The organism is uncultured Helicobacter sp. (assembly GCF_937893305.1).
Classification (GTDB): domain Bacteria; phylum Campylobacterota; class Campylobacteria; order Campylobacterales; family Helicobacteraceae; genus Helicobacter_D.
In genome coordinates, this window is the sequence record NZ_CALBGN010000017.1 from 1 (window position 1) to 24370 (window position 24370).

Sequence of the window (24370 nt, forward strand, 5' to 3'; positions counted from 1 at the left end):
AAGAAGAGAATTACAAATTAAACAATGAGATTGACAAATTAAACAAGGAGATTGACAAATTAAACAAGGAGATTGAGAAGCTTGAAAAATTTGATTTTAATAATGAAATGGAAGAGATTGGGAACTTGTTGGATAATAGTAAAGAAGGCATAAGATACACTGCTTTTGGAGACGAGGATTTTCCTGAATGTCGTTTTGAGAGAATTGAAAATAAGAACGATTTACCTGTATTTTTTGCTTATGAAGGGGATTTAAAATTATTATCAAAAAACAATTTTAATATCGCCGTTATAGGCATTTTGGAACCAACTGAAGAAATTAAGCAACTAGAAAAAGAGATTCTTGGGGAAATTTTAAAGTATGATGCTACTATCATAAGTGGTCTTGCGCTTGGTTGTGATACTATAGCGCATAAGAGTGTTTCTGATCAAAATTGCACAATTGCTATATTGCCTAGCACGCTAGATAATATATTGCCAAAAGAAAATAGAGAGTTAGCAAGTGAGATAGTAAGGAATAAAAATGGGCTTTTAATCAGTGAATATTATAAGGAAGCAGAAAATAAGTTTGAGTATATCAATAGATATATAAAAAGGGATAGGCTGCAGGCACTCTTTAGTGATATGGTGATTTTGACGGCAAGTTATAGTGAAAAGGATTCTAAGAAGGACAAGAAAAAAGATAGTGGCTCAAGACATGCAATGGGTAAAGCCAAAGATTATGGGATTAAAAGAGCGGTAATGTATGATGAAGCAATTTTTGATGATGAGAAGTTTAATTTGAATAGAGAATTGATTGCTATGAAAATGTCAATTGCAAAGTTAGATGAACAAGCCATTATGGAATTTAACAAAAGCGATAAGAGTAAAGATTTTAAGATTATCACTAAAAGAAATGTAAAGTTTATTATTGGATCTTTAAAAAAGTGGAAAGAGAAAATTTCCACTGAAAAGCCAAAAATAAAAGGAGAGCAACCTTCACTTCCTAATCTTGAAAATTTATAGAAAATAGTTTTAATCCACGCAGGCTTTAAAAGCATAGAATATTATTTAAAGTAAAGAAAGGGATAAGGAATCTTAAAATCTTTAAGAGAAGTTTTAATTTTTACTTCTAAATAAGCACTTTTTGGCTAGAATCGCGGTAAATTTTGCATTAAAGGGAAGTAATGCGCAATCCAAAAATGAAAAGTGGTTTTGTGAAGATTTTAGGTTTGATTGTTGTTTTAGTTTTAATTGGTGGGGGAATTTTTGCTCTAACTTCTGATTCTTTTGAGAAAGAAGCACCAAAGATTGTAATTAAAGACAAGGCAGTGTGGAATCTTAAGGATTCTTTTCCTATTGAAATTAGCGATAATCTAGGCATTAAAAGTTATAGTGTCGCATTGATTGAAAATGGTAATAGAATTCCACTTGATGCGCAACAAATCAATGCACAAGATGCAATGTGTGTAGCAAAAAATGCAAATATCTCTCCGCTAACGCAAAATCTCATTACAAATACTCCGATAAAAAGCTTTTGTATTGGAATCCAAAAGCCAGCAGGAATTAAAAATAACACAAAGTTTATTACTCTTGAAGTAAGCGTTACAGATACAAGCAAATGGAATCTTTTTAAAGGCAATACAACAACACAGCAATTTAACATTGCCATTGATACAAAAAAGCCACAATTAGCAGTGGTAGCAAATTCTTATAAAATCACGCAAGGTGGGAGCGCACTTGTGATTTTTCGCGCAAGTGATGAAAATTTAGAAAACCTTGTAATTACTAATGGAAACTTGGAATTTAAAGCACAGCCTTTTTATAGGGAGGGCTTTTATATCGCGTTAATTGCTTGGTCAAAGTTACACGAGAATTTTACGCCAAAAATCATCGCACAAGATAGCGCGGGCAATGTTAGTATTGTGCCTATTGGCTATTTTCAGCAAAAGAAACAATACAAAGATTCCACGATTCCACTTACTGATTCCTTTGTGGATGGCAAAATCTCAACGCTTGTGGAGGAGATTGGCGAGAAAAGCTTAGGGGAATTTGAAAATAAAGTGGATATTTTTCGCTATATTAATGAAGGCGTGAGAGAACAGAGTTTTGATAGGATATTTAAAGTGGCTTCTAGTTTTGATATAGAATCTGTTGTGGAGAACTTTGCTATTAAACCCTTTACACCTTTAAGAAATGGTGCTGTAATGGCAAGTTTTGGGGATCATCGTCGCTTTACTTATCAAGGAGAGATTGTTAGTGAGTCTAACCATATGGGATTGGATTTAGCGAGCATTAAGCAAGCCCCTGTTATTTTAAGTAATCCGGGTATTGTAACGCTAAATGAGTTTGTAGGTATTGATGGGAATAGTGTTGTGGTGTATCACGGACTTGGACTATCTACTCTATATGCGCATTTAACAGCTTCTGATGTGAGCGTGGGAGATGTGTTAGAATCTAATGTAAAAATTGCAAACACTGGTAACACAGGACTAGCACTTGGCGATCATTTGCATTTTAGTGTGCTTGTGCAAGGCTATGAAGTGTGGAATGCGGAGTGGATGGATTCAAATTGGATTAAACTTAATATTACTGATGTAATTAATGAAGCAAAGACAATTATCAACCAAATTCAAGGTTCTTAAATGGTAAAAACAAGGCAGAAAAATTTTCGTGCGTTTATTTTTGTAGAAGGAGAAGCGCAAGAAATAATTGCTTATATTGATAAAAATTTAGGGCTTTTACAAAGTCTTTTGCTGGTTTTTACTTTTGATTTAAATCATAATTATGCTGAACTTTTGGAGTATTTAAAACAGAAGCAATTAAGGTTTGTTTTAGCAAATAGCATAGAGAATTTAGGGCTTGATACAAAGGCTCAAGATATAGGGAAGTTGGAATCTAAAAATGTGGAATCTAAAGCAGAATCTAAAAAAATAGAATCCAAAACGCAAGCAAACACTCTTGTGCTAAATCGCACAATTAGGAGTGGAGAAGAGATTATTGCAAAGGGGGATTTAACAATTTTTGGGAGAATTAATAGTGGCGCGCATATCCAAAGTGGCGGAAATCTACAAATTTTTGGCACAATTAGTGGTAATGTGTTTTGCGATGGAGAATATATGATTTTAGGTGAAGTGAGTGAGGGTAATGTGCTTTTTGGTGGAGAGATTGTAGATAAAGAGTTGTTAAAATATCCTCGCAATAAAGTATATAGAAAAAATGATTCCATTGTTGTAGAAGGCTTATAATGAGACAACAAACTATAGCAAAAAAAGTCGAGTTAGTAGGGATTGGCTTACACAAAGGTGTTCCTGTGAGAATGATATTAGAGCCTTTGGAGGAAAATTGTGGAATCCATTTTTATCGGAGTGATGTGGGCATTAGCATACCGCTAAAGCCTGAAAGTGTGGTAGATACAACAATGGCAACAGTGATTGCAAAAGACGGACATAAGGTTTCTACCATAGAACATTTGCTTTCTGCAATCCACGCTTATGGGATTGATAATCTTAAAATCACGCTTGATAATGAAGAAGTGCCAATAATGGATGGGAGCAGTATTGGGTATTGTATGCTTTTAGAAGAAGCTGGAATTGTTAAACAAGAAGCCACAAAAAAGATTTTAAAAATCAAAGCCCCTATTGAAGTTAAAGATGGAGATAAGTTTGTGCGTTTTGAGCCAAATGATGCCTGTGTTTTTGATTTTTCTATTCATTTTCCACATCCTGCTATTGGCACACAAAGTTATAAATTTAATTTTTCAACAAAAAATTACAAAGAAGAAATTGCGCGAGCTAGGACTTTTGGATTTTTAAATGAAGTGCAATATTTGCGCTCTATAGGATTAGCACTTGGTGGTTCTCTAGAAAATGCAATTGTTCTTGATGAGTCAAACATTTTAAACAAAGAAGGTTTGCGCTATAAAGAAGAGTTTGTTCGTCATAAGATTTTAGATGCAATTGGTGATATGGCATTGCTTGGGATTCCTCTTCTTGGGGCGTATGTGTCTTATGCTGGGAGTCATAAGCTTAACCATTTGCTAACTAAGAAGCTTTTTGAGAATTGTAATGCGTATGAGATTTTAGAAAGTGAAGAAGCGCAACAAGTCTATGAGTATGCCTTGCAAAATGCATAAAGTTTTAATCTTGCCAAATGTTGCTAGAGAACCTGTCTTAATAGGTGTGTATGATGAGAATTTTGTGCTGTGTAGAGATTTTGCTATTGTTGAGCCATTAAGTGATGCTTTAGTGCCTAAATTTATGGAGTTAGAAAAATGGGGTGTAGAGTTTGATGCGCTGTATTTTGCAAGGGGTCCTGGGAGTTTTATGGCATTAAAATTGCTCTATCTTTTTGCAAAAACATTAGAGATTGCAAAAGAAGTGAAGCTTTTTGCTACGCACGCGTTTTATTTTAATGGTAATTCTCCTATTAGAGCTTATGGAGATTGCTATTTTGTATGTGAAGATTTAACAAATGCAGCAATTTGCGTGAAAAAGTTTGCTAGGATTCCGCATATTTTGCCTTTTGCTTTGCCTAGTGTTCTTGATGAGAGCATTTTTGATACGGATTTAAAGCCGCTTTATTTGCTCCCTCCGGTTTAAAGGTGTAAAATGTGTGAGAATTTATCAAAGAATTGCTTAGATTTAGGGACAGAAAAGCCAAAAATAAGTATCCAGCGCAAGGCTACGATTGTATCAAGTTGTGTGGCATGTGTGCTGATTGTGGTGAAGTTTGTTGCTGGGATTATTAGTGGATCTGTGGCGATTCTTGCAAGTGCGATTGATTCTTTACTTGATTTATCGGCTTCACTCTTTAATCTCTATGCTATTACCAAAGCAGAGCAACCTGCTGATGTGAAGTTTAACTATGGACGAGGCAAGATAGAATCGTTAGCGGCTGTGATTGAAGGGAGTGTGATTTTAGTTTCTGGGATTTTTATCCTTTATCAATCGCTAAAAAAAATCGCGTTAGGAAGTGAGCTAGCAAGGCTTGATTTGTCCTTGTTTGTAATGGTGTTTTCGCTGATTTTAACAACTTGTCTTGTGCTGTATCTAAACTATGTTGCAAAAGTGAGCAATAATCTTGTGATAAAAGCCGATGCCTTGCATTATAAGACAGATATTTTAAGTAATGGCGCGGTGCTTGTGGCATTGGTGCTTATTAAGCTTACAGGCTTTGAGATTATTGACGCGCTTTTTGGGATTGCTATTGGGCTGTATGTGGGGTATTCTGCTTTTGGGCTATTAAAAGAAGGTGTGCTAGTCTTGCTAGATCGTGCGTTAGATGATGAGAAAATCACAGCGATTAAGGAAATTTTAAATTCTGCAAAAGAGGTCAAAAGCTACCACGATCTAAAAACTAGGCAAAGTGGGGATACGCATTTTGTAGAGGTGCATTTGGTGTTTAGTTCGGATATTTTGCTAAAGGACGCGCACGCAGTGGCGGATATGTTAGAGTGTAAAATCCAAAATCTACAAGGACATTGGGTGGTGATTACACATCTTGATCCTTATGATGACAAAGGGGTTGATGCGTGCAGTATTTGATTGATTTTTTACAAGTAAGCAATATTAATAAAGCAAAAATTTATCCTTTTTTAAAGTGCAGCAAAGAAGAAGCGTTGATTTTGCGCTATTTATGCACAGAGTTTTTAAAAGGAGATCACGAAGTTGTTTGCTTGGATGTCATTAATGCGCTTTTTGCTCCAAAAGATGAAATAGAAGTTTTGCAATATCTGCCTTTTTTTAAGAATCTTTTAGATACAGGTTGGATTGCGCAACATATTTTTCTGAAACATTTAAATCAAGAAGAATTGCTTTTAGAATTATTAAATATGACAATTTCTTTAAGCACAAGTTTTTTAAAGCTACTTGAAGAAGGAGGAATTAATCCTAAGCTCCCTAAGATTGCTCCTTATAATGATCATTTAGAATATTTAAAAGATCAATTTGCTTGTATTGAGCTTCTTCATAGTTTAAGTCCGCATAAAAAAGACAATCACGCTTCACCACTTCTTAAAAAAGGAATGCAAAAATACAAACTCTTACAAGATCGCATTAAAGGGCGTTTGGAGCTAACAAAAGAGAAATTAGGCTTAGAGAGTTTATGTAAAGAGTATGGCTTAAATCCGCAGGAAAAAATTATTTTTTTGGCTTTGATTAGAGAAGAGTATTTAGGCAAGGAGAGTGAGGGTAGAGAGCTTGGAGTGCTGATTAATTTAGTGAGTATGAATGATTATGAAAAAATGAAAAATCGCGCTCTTTTAGATGATAGAAGTCGTTTGGTGGAAAAAGGACTTGTAGATTATGATGAGATTTTAAACCCATTTGGTGGCGTAAGTCGGACATTTTTTATCCCAGATGGTGTATTAAAAAAAATCACACATCCCCAAACACAGAACACAAAAGAGCGCATAAATTTAGAATCTCTTGTGGAGGAGCAAGATATTTTTGAGTTTTTGCGTCCAAAAGCAACTTTAAATGATGTTGTGTTAAACGCTAACACAAAAGAAACTCTAGAAGTGCTACTTAAACAAATGGATTCCAAAGTTTTGCAACGCTTAAAAGATTGGGGGATTAAGGATAAAAAGCGTGGGATTGATGCAAAGATTATTTTTTATGGTGCAGCAGGAACAGGCAAAACAATGACAGCACTAGCTCTTGCAAAATCCCTTAAAAAACCTGTGCTAAGTTTTGATTGTTCTAAAATTTTGTCAATGTATGTAGGAGAGAGTGAAAAAAATGTGCGCAAGATCTTTGAATCTTATAAAGAGTTATGTGAAAGTTCTAAACAAAATCCGATTCTGCTTTTAGATGAGGCAGATCAGTTTTTAAGCGCACGCACAACAAGTGGAAGCGGAGCAGATAAAATGCACAATCAAATGCAAAATATTTTTTTAGAACAGATTGAAAAATTTGATGGAATCTTAATTGCTACGACAAATTTGCTTGAAACGCTTGATACAGCTTTTTCTAGGCGTTTTAATTATAAGATTGAATTTAAGCGACCGAATTTTGAAGAAAGGGTGCGTTTGTGGGAGAAATTATTGCCTAAAAATGCCCCTTTTTCTAAAGACTTTGATCTTAAAAAACTTGCAGAGTTTAATCTAAGTGGCGGACAAATCGCACTTGTTGTAAAAAATACTGCTTATAAGATTGCAAGCTCTAAAAAGCCGGAGTTTAGTACGCAGAGCTTTTTAAATGAAATCAAACGTGAGTTGAAATCCAACTTTGATAGCACACGTGAAGTGGGGTTTCATACATAAAAAGAGAAAAACTAAATTTATTTGTTGTGAGTGTATAGTAGGAATTATTCTGAAAATTTAATAGTTTTGATATTAGGATTTAAATTTTTGATTTTTGTTATGAATAAATAATTTAAAATAGGAATTTCTTTTTAAATTTTGTATAATCTCAGATTTACTTCGAAAATAGGCGGTATTATGACGAGATTTTCTAAAGCAGGATTTGTTTTATCCACTGCTGGAAGTGCGATTGGACTTGGCGGGATTTGGGGCTTTCCTTATTTGGTTGGGCAAAATGGTGGTTTTGCTTTTGTTTTGATTTTTGTGTTGGCGTTTTTAGTTGTTGGTTTGAGTGTGTTTATTGTAGAAATGCTTTTTGGCAGGGCAAGTGGGCAAAATGCAGTAAGCACTTTTGAAACATTTGCCCCAAAACGCTTAAATTTTTTAAAATACGGCGGATTTATGATGATTTCTGGCGTGTTGATTTTCTCTTTTTATGCGGTGGTTTTAGGTTGGCTTGTGCATTATATGTTTTTAAGCATTATTGGGATGCCAACAACGCTAGAGGGAACCAAAAATTTATGGGGAGATTTTGCATCTAGTCAGATTCTTTGGCAGATGTTATGGCATTTTTTAGTAGTAGCACTTTGTGCATATATTTTAAATCGCGGTGTGAAAGCTGGGATTGAGAAGTTAAACTTGATTTTGATGCCGATGTTGTTGTTTATTTTTTTAGGATTACTTGTATATTCAATGCTTCAAGACGCGTTTTTGGATTCCTTTAAATTTCTCTTTTTGCCCGATTTTAGTAAGATTACTCCAGAAGTTATAGTAAAGGCGATTGGGCAAGCATTTTTTGCACTATCTTTAGGGGTTGGAGTGATTTTGACCTATTCAAATTCTATGCCAAAACACGGAAATTTTGTGCGTTTTGCAGTGATTGTTGCACTGCTTAATTTCTTGTTTTGTTTAGTTGCTGGACTTGTGATTTTTACTTTTATTTTTGGTTATGGTGCAGAACCAACAGAGGGACCAGGACTTGTGTTTGTGTCCTTGCCACTAATTTTTGCAAATATGGGTGTTAGTGGGCAAGTGATTGCGTTTTTGTTTTTTGTGGCATTGATTTTTGCTGGGATTACTTCAGCAGTTTCTATGTTAGAACCATTAAATAGTTATTTCATTGAGCGATATTCTATGAAGCGTAAAAACGCAAATCTTATTAGTGTCTTATGTGCTTATTTATTAGGCGTGATTGTGTTGCTTAGTAATACAGCGGCATTTTCTGCAGATTTAACATTTTTTGGTAAGAATCTTTTTGATTGGTTTGTTTATATTACAAGTTCGTTTATGCTTCCGCTTGCAGGCGTGTTTATGTGTATTTATATGGGGTGGATTTTACCAAAAGATCGTGTGTATGCAATGAGTGAAGGGTATTTAAAAGGAATCTTTTTTGAGGGTTGGTATGTGGTGATTCGCTATATTGCACCACTTGGGATTTTGCTTGCAATGGCAAGTTTAGTTTAGTGGCAAATTTTATAATGTGGAATCTCTTTTTGGGTTATTTTTAATTTGTTTTCTTGCAAGCAGTCTTTATCCACTAGGTTCTGAAGCCTTTGTGGTGGGCTTTTTAGCGCTTGATTATGCGTGGGTTTTGGTGTGGATTGTAGCAACACTTGGCAATACGCTAGGATCACTAACTACTTATGGTATAGGATATTTGGGAGATTCTTTTTGTTTTAAACGCTTTAGGAAGATGCACACAAAGATTTATCGTTATAAAGATGGAATCCAAAAACAAGGATTCCTTTATGCGTTTTTTACTTTTTTGCCGTTTTTGGGAGATTTGTTTGCCCTAGCTTTAGGGGTGTATCGTTATTCTTTTTTGAAAGCTTGTGTATTTATAGCACTAGGCAAGGGCGTGCGGTATTTGGTGCTAATTTTAGCATACAACAAATACCAACAAGTTTTTTAACTGCCGATTATCCCACCATCTTTTTTAGTGATTTGCACAATTGTGCTTCTAGGCGTGGAGTTTCCACTATTTGGATAATGGCTTGGCGCGAGCTTTTCGCCTGGGTGTTGGATTCCTACAAACATTGTTTTGTAGTCTTGTGAAAAGGCAATTCCTGTAACTTCTGAAGCAATTGGAGCAGTTAAGAAGCGTTTAACTTCTCCTGTAATAGGATTTGCGCAAAGCATTTGATTATTACCCATTCCTGCATAATCTCCTTTGTTAAAGTAATTGCCATCTGTTTGAATCCAAAGGCGTCCAAATTGATCAAACTTCAAGCCATCAGAAGAGTTAAACATATTGTCTTTTGTGATGTTTTTAGTTCCCTTACGTAAGTCGTTTGGATAGAGTGAAGGGTTTCCAGCAAGCAAGAAAATATCCCATTAAACTGCACATTTAGGTGATTATTACTACTAGGATTCCAACGGATAATTTGTCCATAAATATTTTTAGCTCTTGGGTTTGCACCATCTGTGACTTCGCGTTTTTTATTTTTTTGTAAGTGTTGCATAAACAAACTCGCCTTTAGGATCAACGGCAATCCATTCTGGGCGATCCATTGGAGTTGCACCAACAATTGTTCCTGCAAGGCGCGCATTGATTAAAACATCTGCTTGGGAGTGAAATCCGTTTTTAGCGTCTAATCCATTTTTGCCATAACTTAATTCAATCCATTCTCCATTACCGCTAAGATTTTCCCCTTGAAGTTTAGCAACATAAAGCGTTCCTTCCTCTAAGAGATTTTTATTATTTTTTGGATTGTTTTTATCAAATTTACCTTTTGAGATAAATTTATATAAAAACTCATCAGCTTCATCATCTCTCATATAGGCTACTACATTACCTTCTTTGCAAATAACAATCTCAACATTTTCGTGTTTAAAGCGTCCAAGTGCTGTGCGTTTAATAGGAGTGGAGTTTGCATCATAAGGATCAATTTCAACAACCTAACCAAAGCGGTTTGGCTCATTAGGATTTTTAGCAACATCGAATCTAGGATCTATCTCCCAACCATAAGTGCTTTTTGCACCAATCCCATAGCGTTTTTCTTGTGCTGAAAACTTATAATTAGCATCGCTACTTCCAAAAAAGTCATTAATATTTGTAAAGTTTAAAAATGAGAATACAAGACACGCACCGCAAAGGGTGCATAAATTACGCTTCTAGGGTTGCTTTGATAGCGTTTTCAATGAGGGGTTTAGAGTTTGGCTCAACTAAGCGTTCGCCAACTTCTGCGCCATTTTTGTAAAAAATTAGCGTCGGGATTCTACGCACGCCTAGCTCTTCTTTCAAGGCTTCTTCTTCATCAGCCATTACAGCATAAAATTTAACCTTTTCTCCATATTCTTGCATAAGCATTCCAATAATAGGTTCAATTTTGCGGCAATCAGGACACCAAGGCGCACCTACTGCTACCATACATATGCCATTATTGACTGCATTTTGATAAGAATCTTTTGTTAATTTTTCTAACATCATTATTCCTTTATTTGAATTTTAAGCTTACATTGTGTGATAAGTTTGCTTAAAATGTGGCAAAACCCTTAAAATTTCGTGATAATGTTACGCAATGTTAGTAAAAACTGCTTGCACATCATCATCATCTTCAATTTTATCTAACAATTTTTCAATATCCACAAGTTGCTCTTCGCTAAACTCCACAGGATTTGTAGCGATTCTCTCTAGTGCTGCTTTTTTGACATTAGCCTGCATTTCTTCTAGTGCATTTGCTAAAGTCCCAAAGCTTGTGTAATCCCCATAAATATGGATAATATCTTCTTCAACTTCCATAGAATCCAACCCAGAATCAATGAGGTTTAACTCTAGCTCTTCTAAATCCGTGATACCCTCTTTGCTAATTTCAAAATGTGCTTTGCGTGAAAACATAAACTCTAAGGAGTTGTTTGTTAGCATTTGTCCGCCAAGTTTGTTTGCATAACTCTTTAGGTTTGCAACTGTTCTTGTGGTATTATCTGTAGCGCATTCTACAAAAAACAGCGCGCCGTGTGGAGCTTTGATTTCATAATTTACTTCTGTAATTTGGATTCCATCTTTGCCTAATGCGCGTTTAATCGCTGCTTCAATATTGTCTTTTGGCATATTTTGTGCCTTTGCAGCAAGGATTGCACTTCTTAGCTTAGAATTCATATCTGGATCTCCACTCCCTCCTTCTTTAACGGCAATGCTAATTGCTTTACCTAGTTTTGGAAAAAGTTTCGACATCTTATCCCATCGCTTTTCCTTGCTTGCTCTGCGGTATTCAAATGCTCGTCCCATACATAACCTTCAATGTGGATTAAAAGAAAAATTGTAGTATTTTAAAGTTTAAAAATCCCAAAATAGTGCAAAAATTTTAAAAATATCTTGACATAGGAGTTTGGTTGTTATATAATCACACTTCATTTTTTAAATGAGCTTTCTTGTTCCGGATTAGCTCAGCGGTAGAGTAGGCGGCTGTTAACCGCTTGGTCGTAGGTTCGAATCCTACATCCGGAGCCACTTTTTCTGATTCTTTTTAAACTATCTCTCAAACTCTTTTTCGTTTTGTTTTTGTAGATTAATCAACCGGTAGCGAAATTGATAGTCTAAATATTGTTCATAAAGTTTAATAAAATCATTATTTTGAGATTTAAATGCAGTGTGATGATCTAATAAATTATGTGTATTTGCAAAGCTATAGCCCTCATTTGCGCCTTTAGGATAGATTCCATTATGATCAATGGATACGGACACATTGTAGCCAAAGTTTTCTTCGCTTTCTTTGCTTAACATATTCTTTCCGCCTAAATTTAAGTATTCTACAGAATCTAAAGAAAGCGCAAAAAGTGTGGCAAAAATATCTTTGTGTGAGCCAACGCGCTTAGGATTGTAGCTGATGTTGTGCTGATAATTTTTAGGGACATAAAGATAAAATGGCACGCCAAAACTTAGAGCTTTTTCTTTGCTTGCATCGCTTATTACATCGCGCACTCTGTGATCTCCTGTGGCGGCAATTATCACTTTATTTTTAAAAGAACTTTGTTTAATGGATTCTAAAAATTCTCCAAAGGCATTATTTGCATAAGCGTAGGTGTTAAGCAGGGCAATTTTGTCTTTGTTTAAACGCGCATTGAGTTCTTTTGGGATTGCGTTTTCGCTAATGGTTTTTTCTACATTAGGATAAGGCGGGTGATTACTTGTTGTTAGTGCTAAAATTAAAAGAGGTTGCGTGGAGTCTTGTAGAATTTCAAATGCCGCACGATACATATATTCATCTAATATCCCATAAGAATTGCTAGTTTTTATGGACTCTGGATAGTGTTTTTGTAAAACAATTTCGTCAAGAATTAAATCCACTCTTTGTGTGAGCATAAAATCCCCCATTGCATACCAAGAGCGATTACCGGAGGTTAGAAAAACAACTTTGTAACCTTGCTTCTTGTAAGTTTCAATAGGAGAGTATGAGAGATAGTGTCTGCTGTAATTAGATTTTGAAAGTGTAGTGGGAGAGCCAAAAAATAAAAATGAAAGGCTTGGCGCAGTTCCATTTTCATAAGGCAAAAATCTCTCCCAAAAAAAGTCTTCTTGGATATGGGGCTTTAGACTGCCTAATAAATCTAAGTCTTTGCTGTGAAAAAAGAGTAAGTTACTACCAAAAGATTCCATAAGATTAACCATAATATGCGGTTTTTGCTCTCTTACAAGTGGACTTTGTGGAGTTTTTGTGAAGAGAGGGAAATGCGGCAAAAAAGATTCCATAAGGCGTTCATCAACAGGAGCTATGATTCCAAGCGATTCTTTTTTGTAATTTTTATGTGCCCAAGCAAATGCCATTATGGGATTTAGTGCAATAGCATTTAAGGATTCCACACTAGAGAAGCGATAGTTTTCAACATTCATTGTAATATGTCTAAAAGGTCCCCTTAGCGCAAGCGTATAAAGAAGTGCAAAGGCTAAAAAGAATGCTAGAAGTTTAGGAGTGCTTAAGGATTTTATCTGTCTGGGTGGGGGGGGGGGGTAATTGCTAAGATTTTTGTGTTTAAAAACACACAAAATCCACTAAAAATTATCGCAAGAATACAAAGAGAAAAAACAGGATAATCCTTTAAAATAATGCTAATAATTGCGCTTGTTTCATCATCTTTTAGTCCAAAAATAAAACTTGTAATATTGCTTTGATACATTTGATAATAATAGAAATTTATAAAACAAAATATAATACAAATAAATGAAAATAATCCTATATAAATATTAGAAAAAATATTATAAGCTTTATTTAATTTTTCTAAAATTCTATAATAAGTCTTTAAAGCAGGAGCAAAACTTGCAAGCAAAGCGCAAAGCAAAAGGGGCAAAAATGCTGTGGCAATAAGTCTTAAATCAGTAACCGCACCTAAAGCAAACATTTGATAAAAATCACCACGATTAGATTCTATAATTGCACTAGGGACAAAGACAATCCCCATAATCACTCTAGCAATGCTAAAGAGTGTTAAAAAAAGTAGCGCAAAACCTATGATTTGAAAAAAGATTCTAAGCATAATCCCTCCTAATTATTTATATCAAAAAGGTTTGGATTGTATCATTTTTTTACAATTTCATATTCTATCTTTGCAAAATCCAAAGCATTTTTGATACTGTCTATATTTTCGCACATGAACCAAACAGCAATGCCACAATCGCTTGAAAATTCTCTAGGTGTTGGCACAAGTTTAATAGAAATCCCTAGATTTTGTAAGATATTTTCGCTTTCAAACGCGCTTGAAGTAGTATAGACTAAGACATAACCTTCAATAAGTTGTTTTTGCATTTTATCCCTTTTAGCCTTTTGCGATCGTGCATAGGGCTTTAATTGTTGTTTCAATCTCTTCTTCTGTGGTAAAAATCCCGGGGCTTAGGCGAATTGTGCCACCGCTTGTAAAGCTGCCAAGTGTTTTGTGGCTTGAAGGAGAGCAGTGTAGTCCTACGCGCACACAGATTCCATATTCATTATTTAAACGCATTGCAACTTCTGAGGGCAGGTGATTTGTGAGATTAATGGATAAAATACCGCTACTGTTACCTTGTGTGTGATAGATTTTAAGATTTTTTACACCATTTAAGCCTGTAATTAAAGCATTTCTTAAATGCAGTTCATACGCGTGAATTTTATCCACACCCATTTGCGCTATCCATTCTAAACCTGCTTTTAATCCAGCAATTCCGTGCATATTATGCGTGCCACTTTCAAATTTATCTGGTAAGAAACTTGGCTGGATTTCTTCTTCGCTAGCACTCCCTGTTCCGCCAAAAACAAGCGGAGAAAGCTCTCTAAAATCAAAACAATCATTAACTAAAAGCGCACCAACTCCCATAGGGGATAAAAGACCTTTATGCGCGCTAAGAGCTAAGAAATCCACTTGTTGCATTATCTCTTGCATTGGCACACAACCAACACTTTGTGCGCTGTCAAGTAAGACTTTCGCGCCATTTGTGTGGGCGATTTTTGCAAGATCTTCAATAGGCGTCATTGCGCCACTAACATTATTAATGTGTGTGCAAGCAAGAAGTTTTGCTTCCTTTAGAAGTTCTTTTGCGCTTTGTAAATCTAGCGTATGTGTGCTATCACAATGGATCTCGCGTACTTTAATGCCAAGTGTTTCTTTAAGCGCATTTAAAGGGCGTTTAATGGCGTTGTGTTCCATTTGAGTGGTAACAACAATATCATTAGGCTTTAAAAACCCTTGCAAAAGAGTGTTAATTGCCATTGTAGCGTTGAGTGTAAAAATGACGCGTTTGCAGTCTTTTAAACCAAGCAAATCTGCTAAAGACTTGCGTGTTTGAAAAAGGATTCTGCCTGATTGAATAGATAATGCGTGTCCGCTTCTCCCCGGACTTGCGCCTAAGGTTTCTAAAAATACATTGACTGCTTCTTTTACTCCGGGTGCTTTTGGAAAAGTTGTTGCAGCATTATCTAAATAAATGTATTTTTGGAAATCTTGCATTTTTGCTCCTAAAACTAGGATTCCAAAAATGGAATCCTAAAATGATTTTTTTAAAATCAATTCTAAATCTTCACCATTTTCGGTTTCGGATTCCACATTGTAGCCGTGTTGTGTTGCTAGGCGACGAATATTATCGCTGCTTGCTCCACAACTGCAAAGCACCTTAATTGAGCTTTCACCCTTTTCTAATAAGGGTTTTAAGTTTAACACAGGTTCTGGGCAACTAAGCCCGCGCACATCAAGTTCCACCATTATTTCTCCTTAGCGTTTTTCTCTAGCAAATGCAGCAACAAGCAAACAAAAAATAAATCCAGCAATCACTGCAATAGGTGCATTTGCACCAATCCCTGCTGGAGAGCTTGCAAGAGCAAAGTTATGCGCAAAAGCAGCCCCAACGAGTAATCCCATAACAAACACACCTGCATCGCCATCGCCTTCACCACTTAAAATCAGCTGTCTTCCCGGACAACCCCCAGCAAGCGTAAAGGCGATCCCTGCAAGCGCCATTCCTAAGAAATTCCAAAGCGTATCATTATGTGCAATAGGCTGTCCTGTAAAGCCCGGATTGAATAATCCTAATGCAAGGTTTGTAAAAAATGCAGCAATAACAAGCGCAATGACGCCTTGTAAAATATGGGTATCACGCATTAACACAGTATCACGCACTGCTGCAATCATACAAAAACGGCTTTTTTGAAAGATTACACCTAAGAGCAATCCTGCAATGAGTGAAACAATAAGCGGTGCGTGCATAGATCCCGGTCCTTTTTGCGAGAATTTAATTGGAGCGTTTGGATCAAGTAATCCCCAAGCTAAAAATCCTAAAAGCCCTAGCGTGAAGATAGGAAATGCAAGTCCTACGATTTTGCTTGCAGGTCGATTGCGTCCAAGAGAGAATCCGCGTTTTAGAAAAAACACTCCAATTAAGATTCCAAACACGAGTCCAAATACGCCTGCAATAGCACTAAAATCCCCTGCGCTTAAGCGTAACCACATTCTCCAAGGGCAACCTAAAAATACAAGTGCGCCAATCATCGCAAAGATTCCAAGCATAAAACGAACAATCGGTGCTGAACCTGCGCGTGGGCGAAATTCTCTAAAAAGCAATGCTCCAAGTAATGCGCCAAAAACTAGTCCAATGACTTCAGGGCGAATGTATTGCACAATACCTGCTTGATGAAGATTTAAAGCCCCTGCAATATCGCGTGTAAAGCACGCTGCACACATACCCATATTACCCGGATTTCCAAAATACACCAAAACAGGTGCTAAGATCCCTAGGGCAATTCCTGCAAAAATAGGCAAAATTGCCAATTTCATTATAAACTCCTAACGATAAATTTAAGACAGCTAGTATGAGAAAGATTTAAATGAAGTAGCTGTTTGCTTGAAACTCAAGCCAAATAAAGACGCGTATTGTAGCGAAGTGTTTCTTAAAATTACCGCAATCCTTTAGGATTTAATTTTACCTTCCACTATTTTTTGTTAGAATATCGCCTTGTTTTGTAAAAATTTTAGGAGTTTTAAAGATGAGAAGCCATTATTGCGCAGATTTAGGCGAGCAAAATATTGGAGAAGTGGTAAGTTTATGCGGTTGGTGTAATACTTATCGTGATCACGGCGGAGTTGTATTTATTGATTTGCGTGATAGAAGCGGTTTGATTCAACTTGTTTTTGATCCAAGAGATTGCAAAGAAGCGCATAAAATTGCAAGCGAAGTGCGTGATGAATATGTTTTAATTGCAAAAGGAAAAGTGCGCAAAAGGGGAGAAGGGCTGGAAAATCCAAAGCTTAAAACAGGCAAGATTGAAGTGCTTGTGGAATCTTTGGTTGTTGAAAACAAAAGCTTAACGCCACCTATTGCTGTGGGCGATGAGAGTGTGGGTGAAGATGTGCGTTTGAAATACCGCTATTTAGATTTAAGAAATCCTAGGTTGCAAGAGATTTTTATTACACGCTCTAAAGTTGCTCAAGCTACGCGCAATACGCTTAGTGATTTAGGGTTTTTAGAGGTGGAAACTCCGATTTTGACAAAAGCCACACCAGAGGGGGCAAGGGATTATTTGGTGCCTAGTCGTGTGCATCACGGAGAATTTTATGCGCTACCACAATCTCCACAACTTTTTAAACAGCTTTTAATGGTGAGTGGATTTGATAGATATTTTCAAATCGCAAAATGTTTTAGGGATGAAGATTTGCGTTTAGATAGACAACCAGAATTTACACAAATCGATTTAGAAATGAGTTTTTGTAATCAAGATGATGTAATGGGCGTAGCAGAAGCTGTTCTAAAATCTATTTTTAGCGCGTGTGGGGTCTCTATTACCACTCCATTTGAACGCTATTCTTATAAGCAGGTTATGGAATCTTATGGGAGTGATAAGCCAGATTTACGCTTTGATTTACCACTTGTTGAGGTGGGGGATTTGTTTGTGGATTCTAATAATGAGATTTTTGCTTCCATTGCAAAAGATTCTAAAAAGAATCGCTTTAAGGCTTTATGTGTTAAAAGTGGCGATACATTTTTTAGTCGCAAGACTTTAGGTGAAGCAGAAGAGTTTGTGCGAAAATTTGGCGCAAAAGGTTTAGCATATATTCAAATTAAAGATGAAGGTGTAAAAGGTCCGCTTGTAAAATTTATTAGTGAAACAAATCTAAAGTTGCTGCTTGATCGTTTGGGGGCTAGTGTCGGAGATATTATTTTCTTTGGAGCAGGAGAGAAAAAGATTGTTTGGGATTATATGGGGAGATTGCGTCAAAAAGTCGCGCAAGATATGGGACTCATTGACGAAAATGCGTATAAATTCCTGTGGGTCGTCGATTTTCCAATGTTTGAACGCAATGATGATGGGAGTATTTCAGCATTGCATCACCCTTTTACAATGCCTAGCAACATAGATGAAAAAGATTTAGAAGAGATTAATTCTGTGGCATATGATGTGGTGTTAAATGGTTTTGAAATTGGCGGGGGAAGTATTAGGATTCATAAGCAAGAGATTCAAAGTCGCGTGTTTGAGCTACTTGGAATCTCAAAAGAAGAAGCTCAAGATAAATTTAGCTTTCTTTTAGAGGCCTTGCAGTTTGGTGCGCCACCGCACGGCGGTTTAGCGTTTGGATTAGATAGAATCATAATGCTTTTATGTAAAGCGCATTCAATCCGTGATGTGATTGCATTTCCAAAAACCCAAAAAGCAACTTGTCCTTTAACAGATGCGCCAAGTGTTGCAAATGAAGAGCAGTTAAGAGAATTGCATATTAGAATTAGGGAAACCAAAAAATAAGGAGAAAAGATGAAAAAATTATTTTTAGTTATTGGCGCACCAGGAAGCGGAAAAACAACAGATGCAGAGATTATCAGCAAAAACAATAGCGATTCTATGGTGCATTATTCTACTGGAGAGCTTTTGCGTGCGGAAGTTGCAAGCGGAAGTGAGCTAGGACAACTTATTGATAGTTTTACAAGCAAGGGAAATCTGGTGCCTTTAGAAATTGTTGTTAAGACGATTATAGAAGCTATTTCAAATGCGCCAAAAAATGTGGTTTTAATTGATGGTTATCCACGCAGTGTAGAGCAAATGACGGAACTTGATAGAATTTTGCAAAACAAAAATGATATTACATTAACAAGTGTGATTGAAGTAGAAGTCAGTGAAAAAACAGCGTGCGATAGAGTGTTAGGACGCGCAAGAGGTGCAGATGATAATGTGGAAGTTTTTAACAATCGTATGCGCGTGTTTCAAGAACCGCTAAAAGATATTCAAGAGTTTTATGGCAAAAAAGGAATCTTACATAAAATTAATGGTGAGCGCACGATTGAAGAAATCACAAGCGAAATGGAAGCATTTATCAAGGGCAAAATTTAATAATACTAAGGAGTAAAAATGGATTTTGGGGAAGTTGATGGCAGTGAATTTCAATCTAAAAAATATGGAATCTCTTGGATTGCTTATGTGAAAATGTGCTTAGGGCATTTAATTTTTATTGCAATTGTTGTGTATGGAGTGAAGTATTTTTTGCCTCAGTTTTTTTGGAATGTTATTGTGATTTTTGGGATTTTGGAATTGATTAATTTTGCGCTTGCTTTTTTGTCTTTGAGGGCACAATATGTTTTTATGAATGAGCGTGGAGTTTGGTTTCATCGTGGAATATTTCCTTGGACTAAAGGCGTAAATGGTATTATTTGGAATGATTGTGGAGGTGCTTTGTTTCGACAAGGTTTTTGGGCTTATATTCTAAAAACCTATACAATATTTATTACACACAAATACACGGAATCTTCGCAAATTGCAGTATCAAATATTTATAATGGTAAGGAATTTTGCACAGAAGTAGCAAATTATATGCATAAAATGTATCAAAAATAAAGGAGTAAAAATGGATTTAAGTAAAATTGAAGTAGGAAGCAATCCGGATAAACTAAATGTTGTTATTGAGATTCCTTATGGTTCAAATATTAAATATGAAATTGATAAGGATAGTGGAGCAGTTGTGGTAGATAGAGTAATGTATAGTGCAATGTTTTATCCTGCAAATTATGGTTTTGTTCCGAATACTTTAAGCGATGATGGCGATCCTGCTGATGTGCTTGTGATTAATGAATATCCTTTGCAGGCTGGAAGTGTGATTAAAGCACGTTTGATTGGGGTTTTGATTATGGAAGATGAAAGTGGAATGGACGAAAAGCTTATTGCAGTTCCTATTTCTAAGATTGATCCAAGATATGATAGAATCAAAAACTTAGAGGATTTACCACAAATCACTTTAGATAGAATCAAAAATTTCTTTGAAACTTATAAAATGCTAGAGCCAAATAAATGGGTGAAAGTTAAGGAATATAAAGACTTAAATGCTGCAAAAGAGATTTTAGAGCAAGCGATTAAGAATTATAAATCTTTGTGATTTTTTTGTGTTACTAAAAGTAATTTTTAGTATTTAAAATAGTAGATTGTATTGAAAAATGGGAGTATTTTTGGGTTTTTATCGCAAGTTTGGAGTAAAAATCTGTAAAATACCTTGATCTTAGAGAATTTTATAAGGAGAAAGTTAATGAAAAAGATCATTTTGGCTTCAGTATTAGCAGCTTTTGCGTTTGTTGGTTGTGGTGGTGAGAATAAAGAAGCAGCAGCAAATGCAACAGGTGATAAAAAAGTCTATGAGGTGAAGTTTGCGCATGTTGTGAGTGAAAATACACCAAAAGGAAAGGCGGCAAATTTCTTTGCAAAAAGAGTAGAAGAACTAACAGATGGGCAAATTAAAGTGCATGTGTTTCCTTCTGCGCAACTTGTTGATGATGATAAAGTGTTTCAAGAATTAAAGCGTAATAATGTGCAACTTGCAGCACCTAGTTTTTCTAAATTTACACCTTTTGCAAAAGAATTTAATTTATGGGATGTCCCTTTTCTTTTCCGTGATACTGAACATTTGCATAATGTAATGGATGGAGAAGTAGGAAAAATTCTAAAAGATGTGATTAGCTCTAAAGGTTACATTGCACTTGATTATTGGGATGCAGGGTTTAAGCAGTTTAGCACAAATAAAAAGCCTATTGTTGTGCCAAGTGATGCTGAAGGGCAAAAAATGCGCATTATGAGTTCTAAAGTTTTAGAAGAACAAACAAAAGCAGTTAAAGCAATTCCGCAAGTATTGCCATTTGGTGAAGTTTATTCTGCGCTTCAAACAGGTGTTGTAGATGCTGCTGAAAATCCGCTTTCAAATCTTTATAATTCTAAGTTTTATGAGGTGCAAAGTTCTATTACGATTTCAAATCATGGATATTTGGGATATTTAGTTGTTGCAAGCGAAAAGTTTTGGAATAGCTTGCCACAAGATTTGCAGGAGAAATTTACAACTGCAATGCGTGAAGCAACAATTTATGAAAGAGAAGAAAGCGCTAAAGAAGAAAAAGTCTTGCTTGATCGTTTAAAAGCAGATGATAAGACAGGCACAAAAGTTTATGAACTAGATGCTGCACAAAAGCAACAATGGCAAGATGTAATGATTGCGATTTATCCTAAATTTTATGATTTAATTGGAAAAGAATTAATTGAAAAAACAATTAATACAAAATAATTGAAATCACAAGTAAGGGGCATTGGTGAATTTTTTTCAAGCGTTAGATAGAGTTATTGCGACAATGAATAAAAGTGTCGCTGTATTTGGGCTAGCAGTTGGAATCGTAATCACAGCAATTAATGTTTGTGTGCGTTATATTGCAGGATTTTATCCAGAAATTGGCTCCCTTACTTGGGCAGAAGAAGTGGCAAGATATTGTTTCTTGTGGTCAGCATTCTTTGGGGCAGCTTATGGCTTTAGAAAAGGAGTGCATATTGCTGTAACAATGTTAATTGAAAAATTTCCATCTTCGCTTGCAAAGAGTTGCGTGCTTTTAACACATCTTTTAAATTCTATATTTTTAGGATTTATGTTTTATGCAAGCGTGATGGTGTGCTATTTAAATTATGAGATTGGTTATATGAGTGAAGCGTTACATAGTGTTCCTTTGTGGATTTTTCTTTTATGCTTGCCTATTGCTTTTTTGGGTGCAACTTATCGTTCTTTGGAGAAAATTTATGAAGTTTCTTTACTGCCAGCAGATAAGGTAGTCAAAAGTGCAGAAGAAGAGATGATTCACGATTCCGTGATTAAAGATTAGGGAATTAGGTAGTTTTATGAGCGTTATATTTTTATTGGTTGTATTATTTGGGTTGTTGTTATTTGGTGTGCCTGTGGCGATTTGCCTAGGGGTGAGTGCAGTTTTAACGATGTTATTTTTTAGCTCCTATGATATTTTTGCGGTGCCAGAAATAATGCTTAATGGATTAAAGCCTGCATTAATGGCGATTCCAATGTTTATTTTGGCAGGTTCCTTAATGAGTAAAGGGAGTTCTGCGCAGAGAATTGTAGATTTTGCTAAAAGTATTGTTGGGCATTTGCCCGGTGGTTTGCCTATGAGTGCAATTTTAGCTTGTATCATCTTTGCTGCTGTGAGTGGAAGTTCTCCTGCTACTGTTGTTGCTATTGGTTCTGTAATGTTTGTAGCATTAAAAGAAGCAGGGTATCCCAAGAGTTATTCAGTTGGGGCAATTACATCTGCTGGGAGTCTTGGAATCTTAATTCCACCTTCTGTTGTGATGATTGTTTATGGGGTAACTGCGGAAGTTTCTATTGAGAAACTTTTTATGGCAGGCGTGGTTCCTGGACTTTTAGTTGGTGGAATGATGATGCTTTATGCTTATTTTGGAGCAATTCGTTTAGGATTTAAAGCGACGAAGCCAGCAAGCATTAGAGAACGATGGTTGAAATTTAAAGAAGCATTTTGGGCGTTGTTGATTGTTTTTGTGGTGATTGGTGGAATCTATGCGGGAATCTTTACAGCAACTGAAGCTGCTGGGATTAGTGCTGTATATGCTCTTATTGTTTCTTTGTTTGTCTATAAAGATATTAAAATTAAGGATCTTTATAGTGTGTTTTTAGATGCAGCAATTACAACAGCAATGATTTTCTTTATTATTGGTTTTGCAGTTGTATTTGCGCATTTTCTAACTGGAGAGCGTATTCCACATATGATTGCAGAATATCTTGTTAGTATGGATATGAGTTGGTGGATGTTTTTGATTTTGGTTAATGTTGCTTTGTTTGTTATGGGGCAATTTATGGAACCATCGTCAGTTGTAATGATTATGACACCTTTGCTTTTGCCTATTGCTGTGCAGCTTGGAATTGATCCTATTCATTTTGGAATTGTGATGATTGTGAATATGGAGCTTGGAATGCTAACACCTCCTGTTGGACTTAATCTCTTTGTAGCTAGCTCACTTACAGGACTTAGCTTAAAAGATGTTACACTTTCTATTGTCCCTTGGCTTTGCGTGTTGTTAGTGGGGCTTGGGCTTATTACTTATATTCCAGAAATTTCCCTTTGGCTGCCTAGTTTGCTAGGATAATAATTAATGGAAGAATCTCTGCTTGGGCTTTTTGAAAATGCTCCGCATTTCATTAGCTTACTTGCCGGGATTGTAACTTTTCTTAGTCCTTGTGTGCTTCCGCTTATTCCAATTTATCTTTCTTATATTTCTGAAATCTCCTTAGATGAACTTAAAAATACAGGTGCTTTGAATTTAAAAACGCGTTTTAAGATTTTACGAAGTGCATTATTTTTTGTGCTTGGACTTGGAGTTGTATTCATTGTTTTTGGTGCTGTGGCAGCTAGAATTTTAAATGGTGGAATCTTGCTAAGTCCAAATTTACGCTATTTTGCTGGTGGTGTGTTGATAATTTTTGGATTGCATACGCTAGGGATTTTTAAGATTCCATTTTTAAACTATCAAAAAACATTGCGGACCAACACAAACTTTGAAGTTTTAAAAGATTTTTTCACACCTTTTTTGTTGGGCGTTAGTTTTTCTTTGGGCTGGACACCTTGTGTGGGTCCTATTTTAGCAAGCATTATTGTTCTTGCAAGTGTGGATGGGCAAAGTGGCATTGTATTGCTTATCATTTACACACTTGGCTTGGCGCTTCCTTTTTTGCTTTGTGCGCTGCTTATTAGTTATGCTTTTAGTATTTTAGACGGGATTAAGCGTTATTTTAAAGTGATTGAGTGGTGTGCTGGATTGTTGCTTATAGGAGTTGGAATCCTAGTGGCAAGCGGTGGAATGAGTGTGCTTTCTGCATATTTACTAAAGGTTTTATGAGCGTGGGATTAGAACTTAAAAATTTCACACAATTAAACACAAAGGAGATTGCGCTTGTTCTAAGATGGCGCAATCACGCAAATGTTGCTAAGTTTATGAAGCAAAAAAGCATTACACAAAAGGAGCATTTGGGCTTTATAGAATCTTTAAAAAATGATGATACCAAAGAGTATTTTTTGGTTTTTGAAAATGCGATTCCACTTGGCGTGATAGATTTCATTGCAATTGTTCGCGAAGAATCCTGTGAGTTTGGAATCTATCAAAGTCCTTTTTTAAAAGGTTATGGAGAGGTATTAATGCGAGCAGTTTTAGAATATGCCTTTAATGTTTTAAAGGTGCAAGAGTTGCGTGCGTGTGCATTTTGTGAAAATATTAAAGCCATAGAATTATATTTACGCTTTGGTTTTAAAATGATTGCAAAGGATAAAGAGATGTGTTATTTTAACTGTGTGGAGGCTAAATTGTAGTTTTAAGTAATGCTA

26 protein-coding genes, 1 tRNA gene and 1 pseudogene are annotated in these 24370 nt (G+C 35.8%); 19 read left to right on the forward strand and 9 right to left on the reverse strand.

Annotated features, from left to right (window positions below; translation table 11 throughout):
- From Q0358_RS06210 to Q0358_RS06250, 9 genes are all read left to right on the forward strand, one after another.
- Positions 1-1004: DNA-processing protein DprA (locus Q0358_RS06210; protein ID WP_299548914.1), on the forward strand; the 1004-nt coding region annotated here is incomplete at its 5' end.
- A 161-nt stretch (positions 1005-1165) separates the two neighbouring features.
- The gene (locus Q0358_RS06215) at positions 1166-2623 is read left to right on the forward strand and encodes a M23 family metallopeptidase (protein ID WP_299548919.1); all 1458 of its coding nucleotides are present in this window, start codon (positions 1166-1168) and stop codon (positions 2621-2623) included.
- Positions 2624-3226 (forward strand): septum site-determining protein MinC, encoded by a 603-nt coding sequence (locus Q0358_RS06220; protein WP_006802914.1) that lies wholly within the window; start codon positions 2624-2626, stop codon positions 3224-3226.
- Positions 3226-4113: a UDP-3-O-acyl-N-acetylglucosamine deacetylase gene (gene lpxC / locus Q0358_RS06225; RefSeq protein ID WP_299548930.1), complete on the forward strand. Its 888-nt coding sequence runs from the start codon at positions 3226-3228 to the stop codon at positions 4111-4113. The genes Q0358_RS06220 and lpxC overlap by 1 nt, the downstream gene beginning before the upstream one ends.
- Positions 4106-4579: a hypothetical protein gene (locus Q0358_RS06230; protein WP_299548933.1), complete on the forward strand. Its 474-nt coding sequence runs from the start codon at positions 4106-4108 to the stop codon at positions 4577-4579. Before lpxC ends, Q0358_RS06230 begins: the two co-directional genes overlap by 8 nt.
- Before the next feature lie 9 nt (positions 4580-4588).
- Complete coding sequence (locus tag Q0358_RS06235; RefSeq protein WP_299548936.1) at positions 4589-5524, forward strand: cation diffusion facilitator family transporter; 936 nt, start codon at positions 4589-4591, stop codon at positions 5522-5524.
- Positions 5512-7242, forward strand: a complete 1731-nt coding sequence (locus Q0358_RS06240) for an ATP-binding protein (RefSeq protein ID WP_299548939.1) — start codon at positions 5512-5514, stop codon at positions 7240-7242. Before Q0358_RS06235 ends, Q0358_RS06240 begins: the two co-directional genes overlap by 13 nt.
- Before the next feature lie 177 nt (positions 7243-7419).
- The gene (locus Q0358_RS06245) at positions 7420-8745 is read left to right on the forward strand and encodes a sodium-dependent transporter (RefSeq protein ID WP_299548943.1); all 1326 of its coding nucleotides are present in this window, start codon (positions 7420-7422) and stop codon (positions 8743-8745) included.
- Between the two features lie 16 nt (positions 8746-8761).
- Positions 8762-9193, forward strand: a complete 432-nt coding sequence (locus Q0358_RS06250; protein ID WP_299548946.1) for a YqaA family protein — start codon at positions 8762-8764, stop codon at positions 9191-9193.
- Here Q0358_RS06250 and Q0358_RS06255 read toward each other — a convergent pair.
- The 3 genes and pseudogenes from Q0358_RS06255 to Q0358_RS06265 all read right to left on the reverse strand — a co-directional run bounded on the left by Q0358_RS06255 (position 9190) and on the right by Q0358_RS06265 (position 11509).
- Positions 9190-10170 (reverse strand): annotated as a pseudogene (locus tag Q0358_RS06255) (alkaline phosphatase PhoX). The gene Q0358_RS06250 and the pseudogene Q0358_RS06255 sit on opposite strands and share 4 nt — an antisense overlap.
- Before the next feature lie 217 nt (positions 10171-10387).
- Positions 10388-10711 carry a thioredoxin family protein gene (locus Q0358_RS06260; RefSeq protein ID WP_299548949.1) on the reverse strand — a complete coding sequence of 108 codons (324 nt, stop codon included), beginning with the start codon at positions 10709-10711 and terminating at the stop codon, positions 10388-10390.
- Between the two features lie 84 nt (positions 10712-10795).
- Positions 10796-11509: a YebC/PmpR family DNA-binding transcriptional regulator gene (locus Q0358_RS06265; protein ID WP_299548952.1), complete on the reverse strand. Its 714-nt coding sequence runs from the start codon at positions 11507-11509 to the stop codon at positions 10796-10798.
- A 147-nt stretch (positions 11510-11656) separates the two neighbouring features.
- On the opposite strand from Q0358_RS06265, the gene Q0358_RS06270 reads away from it, so the two are divergent.
- Positions 11657-11731: transfer RNA gene (locus Q0358_RS06270), tRNA-Asn, on the forward strand.
- Between the two features lie 21 nt (positions 11732-11752).
- Here the strand turns inward: Q0358_RS06270 and Q0358_RS06275 are convergent.
- From Q0358_RS06275 to yedE, 6 genes are all read right to left on the reverse strand, one after another.
- On the reverse strand, positions 11753-13111 hold the full coding sequence (locus Q0358_RS06275; protein ID WP_299548955.1) for an LTA synthase family protein: 1359 nt from the start codon (positions 13109-13111) through the stop codon (positions 11753-11755).
- 92 nt (positions 13112-13203) lie between these two features.
- Positions 13204-13752: a hypothetical protein gene (locus tag Q0358_RS06280; protein ID WP_299548958.1), complete on the reverse strand. Its 549-nt coding sequence runs from the start codon at positions 13750-13752 to the stop codon at positions 13204-13206.
- A gap of 41 nt (positions 13753-13793) precedes the next feature.
- Positions 13794-14021 carry a DUF3343 domain-containing protein gene (locus tag Q0358_RS06285; RefSeq protein ID WP_299548961.1) on the reverse strand — a complete coding sequence of 76 codons (228 nt, stop codon included), beginning with the start codon at positions 14019-14021 and terminating at the stop codon, positions 13794-13796.
- A 10-nt stretch (positions 14022-14031) separates the two neighbouring features.
- Complete coding sequence (locus Q0358_RS06290; protein WP_299548964.1) at positions 14032-15195, reverse strand: aminotransferase class V-fold PLP-dependent enzyme; 1164 nt, start codon at positions 15193-15195, stop codon at positions 14032-14034.
- Positions 15196-15231: 36 nt separating this feature from the next.
- The gene (locus Q0358_RS06295; RefSeq protein WP_299548967.1) at positions 15232-15447 is read right to left on the reverse strand and encodes a sulfurtransferase TusA family protein; all 216 of its coding nucleotides are present in this window, start codon (positions 15445-15447) and stop codon (positions 15232-15234) included.
- Between the two features lie 9 nt (positions 15448-15456).
- Entirely contained in the window at positions 15457-16515 is a 1059-nt protein-coding gene (yedE, locus tag Q0358_RS06300; protein ID WP_299548970.1) for a YedE family putative selenium transporter, read from the reverse strand.
- A gap of 209 nt (positions 16516-16724) precedes the next feature.
- On the opposite strand from yedE, the gene aspS reads away from it, so the two are divergent.
- The 9 genes from aspS to pseH all read left to right on the forward strand — a co-directional run bounded on the left by aspS (position 16725) and on the right by pseH (position 24355).
- Positions 16725-18476, forward strand: coding sequence for an aspartate--tRNA ligase (aspS, locus tag Q0358_RS06305; protein WP_299548973.1), 1752 nt, complete (start codon positions 16725-16727; stop codon positions 18474-18476).
- 9 nt (positions 18477-18485) lie between these two features.
- Positions 18486-19058, forward strand: a complete 573-nt coding sequence (locus tag Q0358_RS06310; RefSeq protein ID WP_299548976.1) for an adenylate kinase — start codon at positions 18486-18488, stop codon at positions 19056-19058.
- Positions 19059-19076: 18 nt separating this feature from the next.
- The gene (locus tag Q0358_RS06315; RefSeq protein WP_299548979.1) at positions 19077-19559 is read left to right on the forward strand and encodes a hypothetical protein; all 483 of its coding nucleotides are present in this window, start codon (positions 19077-19079) and stop codon (positions 19557-19559) included.
- Between the two features lie 10 nt (positions 19560-19569).
- Positions 19570-20094 (forward strand): inorganic diphosphatase, encoded by a 525-nt coding sequence (gene ppa / locus Q0358_RS06320; RefSeq protein ID WP_299548982.1) that lies wholly within the window; start codon positions 19570-19572, stop codon positions 20092-20094.
- A gap of 147 nt (positions 20095-20241) precedes the next feature.
- Entirely contained in the window at positions 20242-21264 is a 1023-nt protein-coding gene (locus tag Q0358_RS06325; RefSeq protein ID WP_299548985.1) for a DctP family TRAP transporter solute-binding subunit, read from the forward strand.
- 64 nt (positions 21265-21328) lie between these two features.
- Complete coding sequence (locus Q0358_RS06330; protein ID WP_299549094.1) at positions 21329-21847, forward strand: TRAP transporter small permease; 519 nt, start codon at positions 21329-21331, stop codon at positions 21845-21847.
- A gap of 16 nt (positions 21848-21863) precedes the next feature.
- A complete protein-coding gene (locus tag Q0358_RS06335; protein ID WP_299548988.1) occupies positions 21864-23138 on the forward strand; it encodes a TRAP transporter large permease subunit in 1275 nt (424 codons plus the stop codon).
- A gap of 6 nt (positions 23139-23144) precedes the next feature.
- Complete coding sequence (locus Q0358_RS06340; RefSeq protein WP_299548991.1) at positions 23145-23888, forward strand: cytochrome c biogenesis protein CcdA; 744 nt, start codon at positions 23145-23147, stop codon at positions 23886-23888.
- Positions 23885-24355 carry a UDP-4-amino-4,6-dideoxy-N-acetyl-beta-L-altrosamine N-acetyltransferase gene (pseH, locus tag Q0358_RS06345; protein WP_299548994.1) on the forward strand — a complete coding sequence of 157 codons (471 nt, stop codon included), beginning with the start codon at positions 23885-23887 and terminating at the stop codon, positions 24353-24355. Before Q0358_RS06340 ends, pseH begins: the two co-directional genes overlap by 4 nt.
- The last annotated feature ends 15 nt before the right edge of the window (positions 24356-24370 follow it).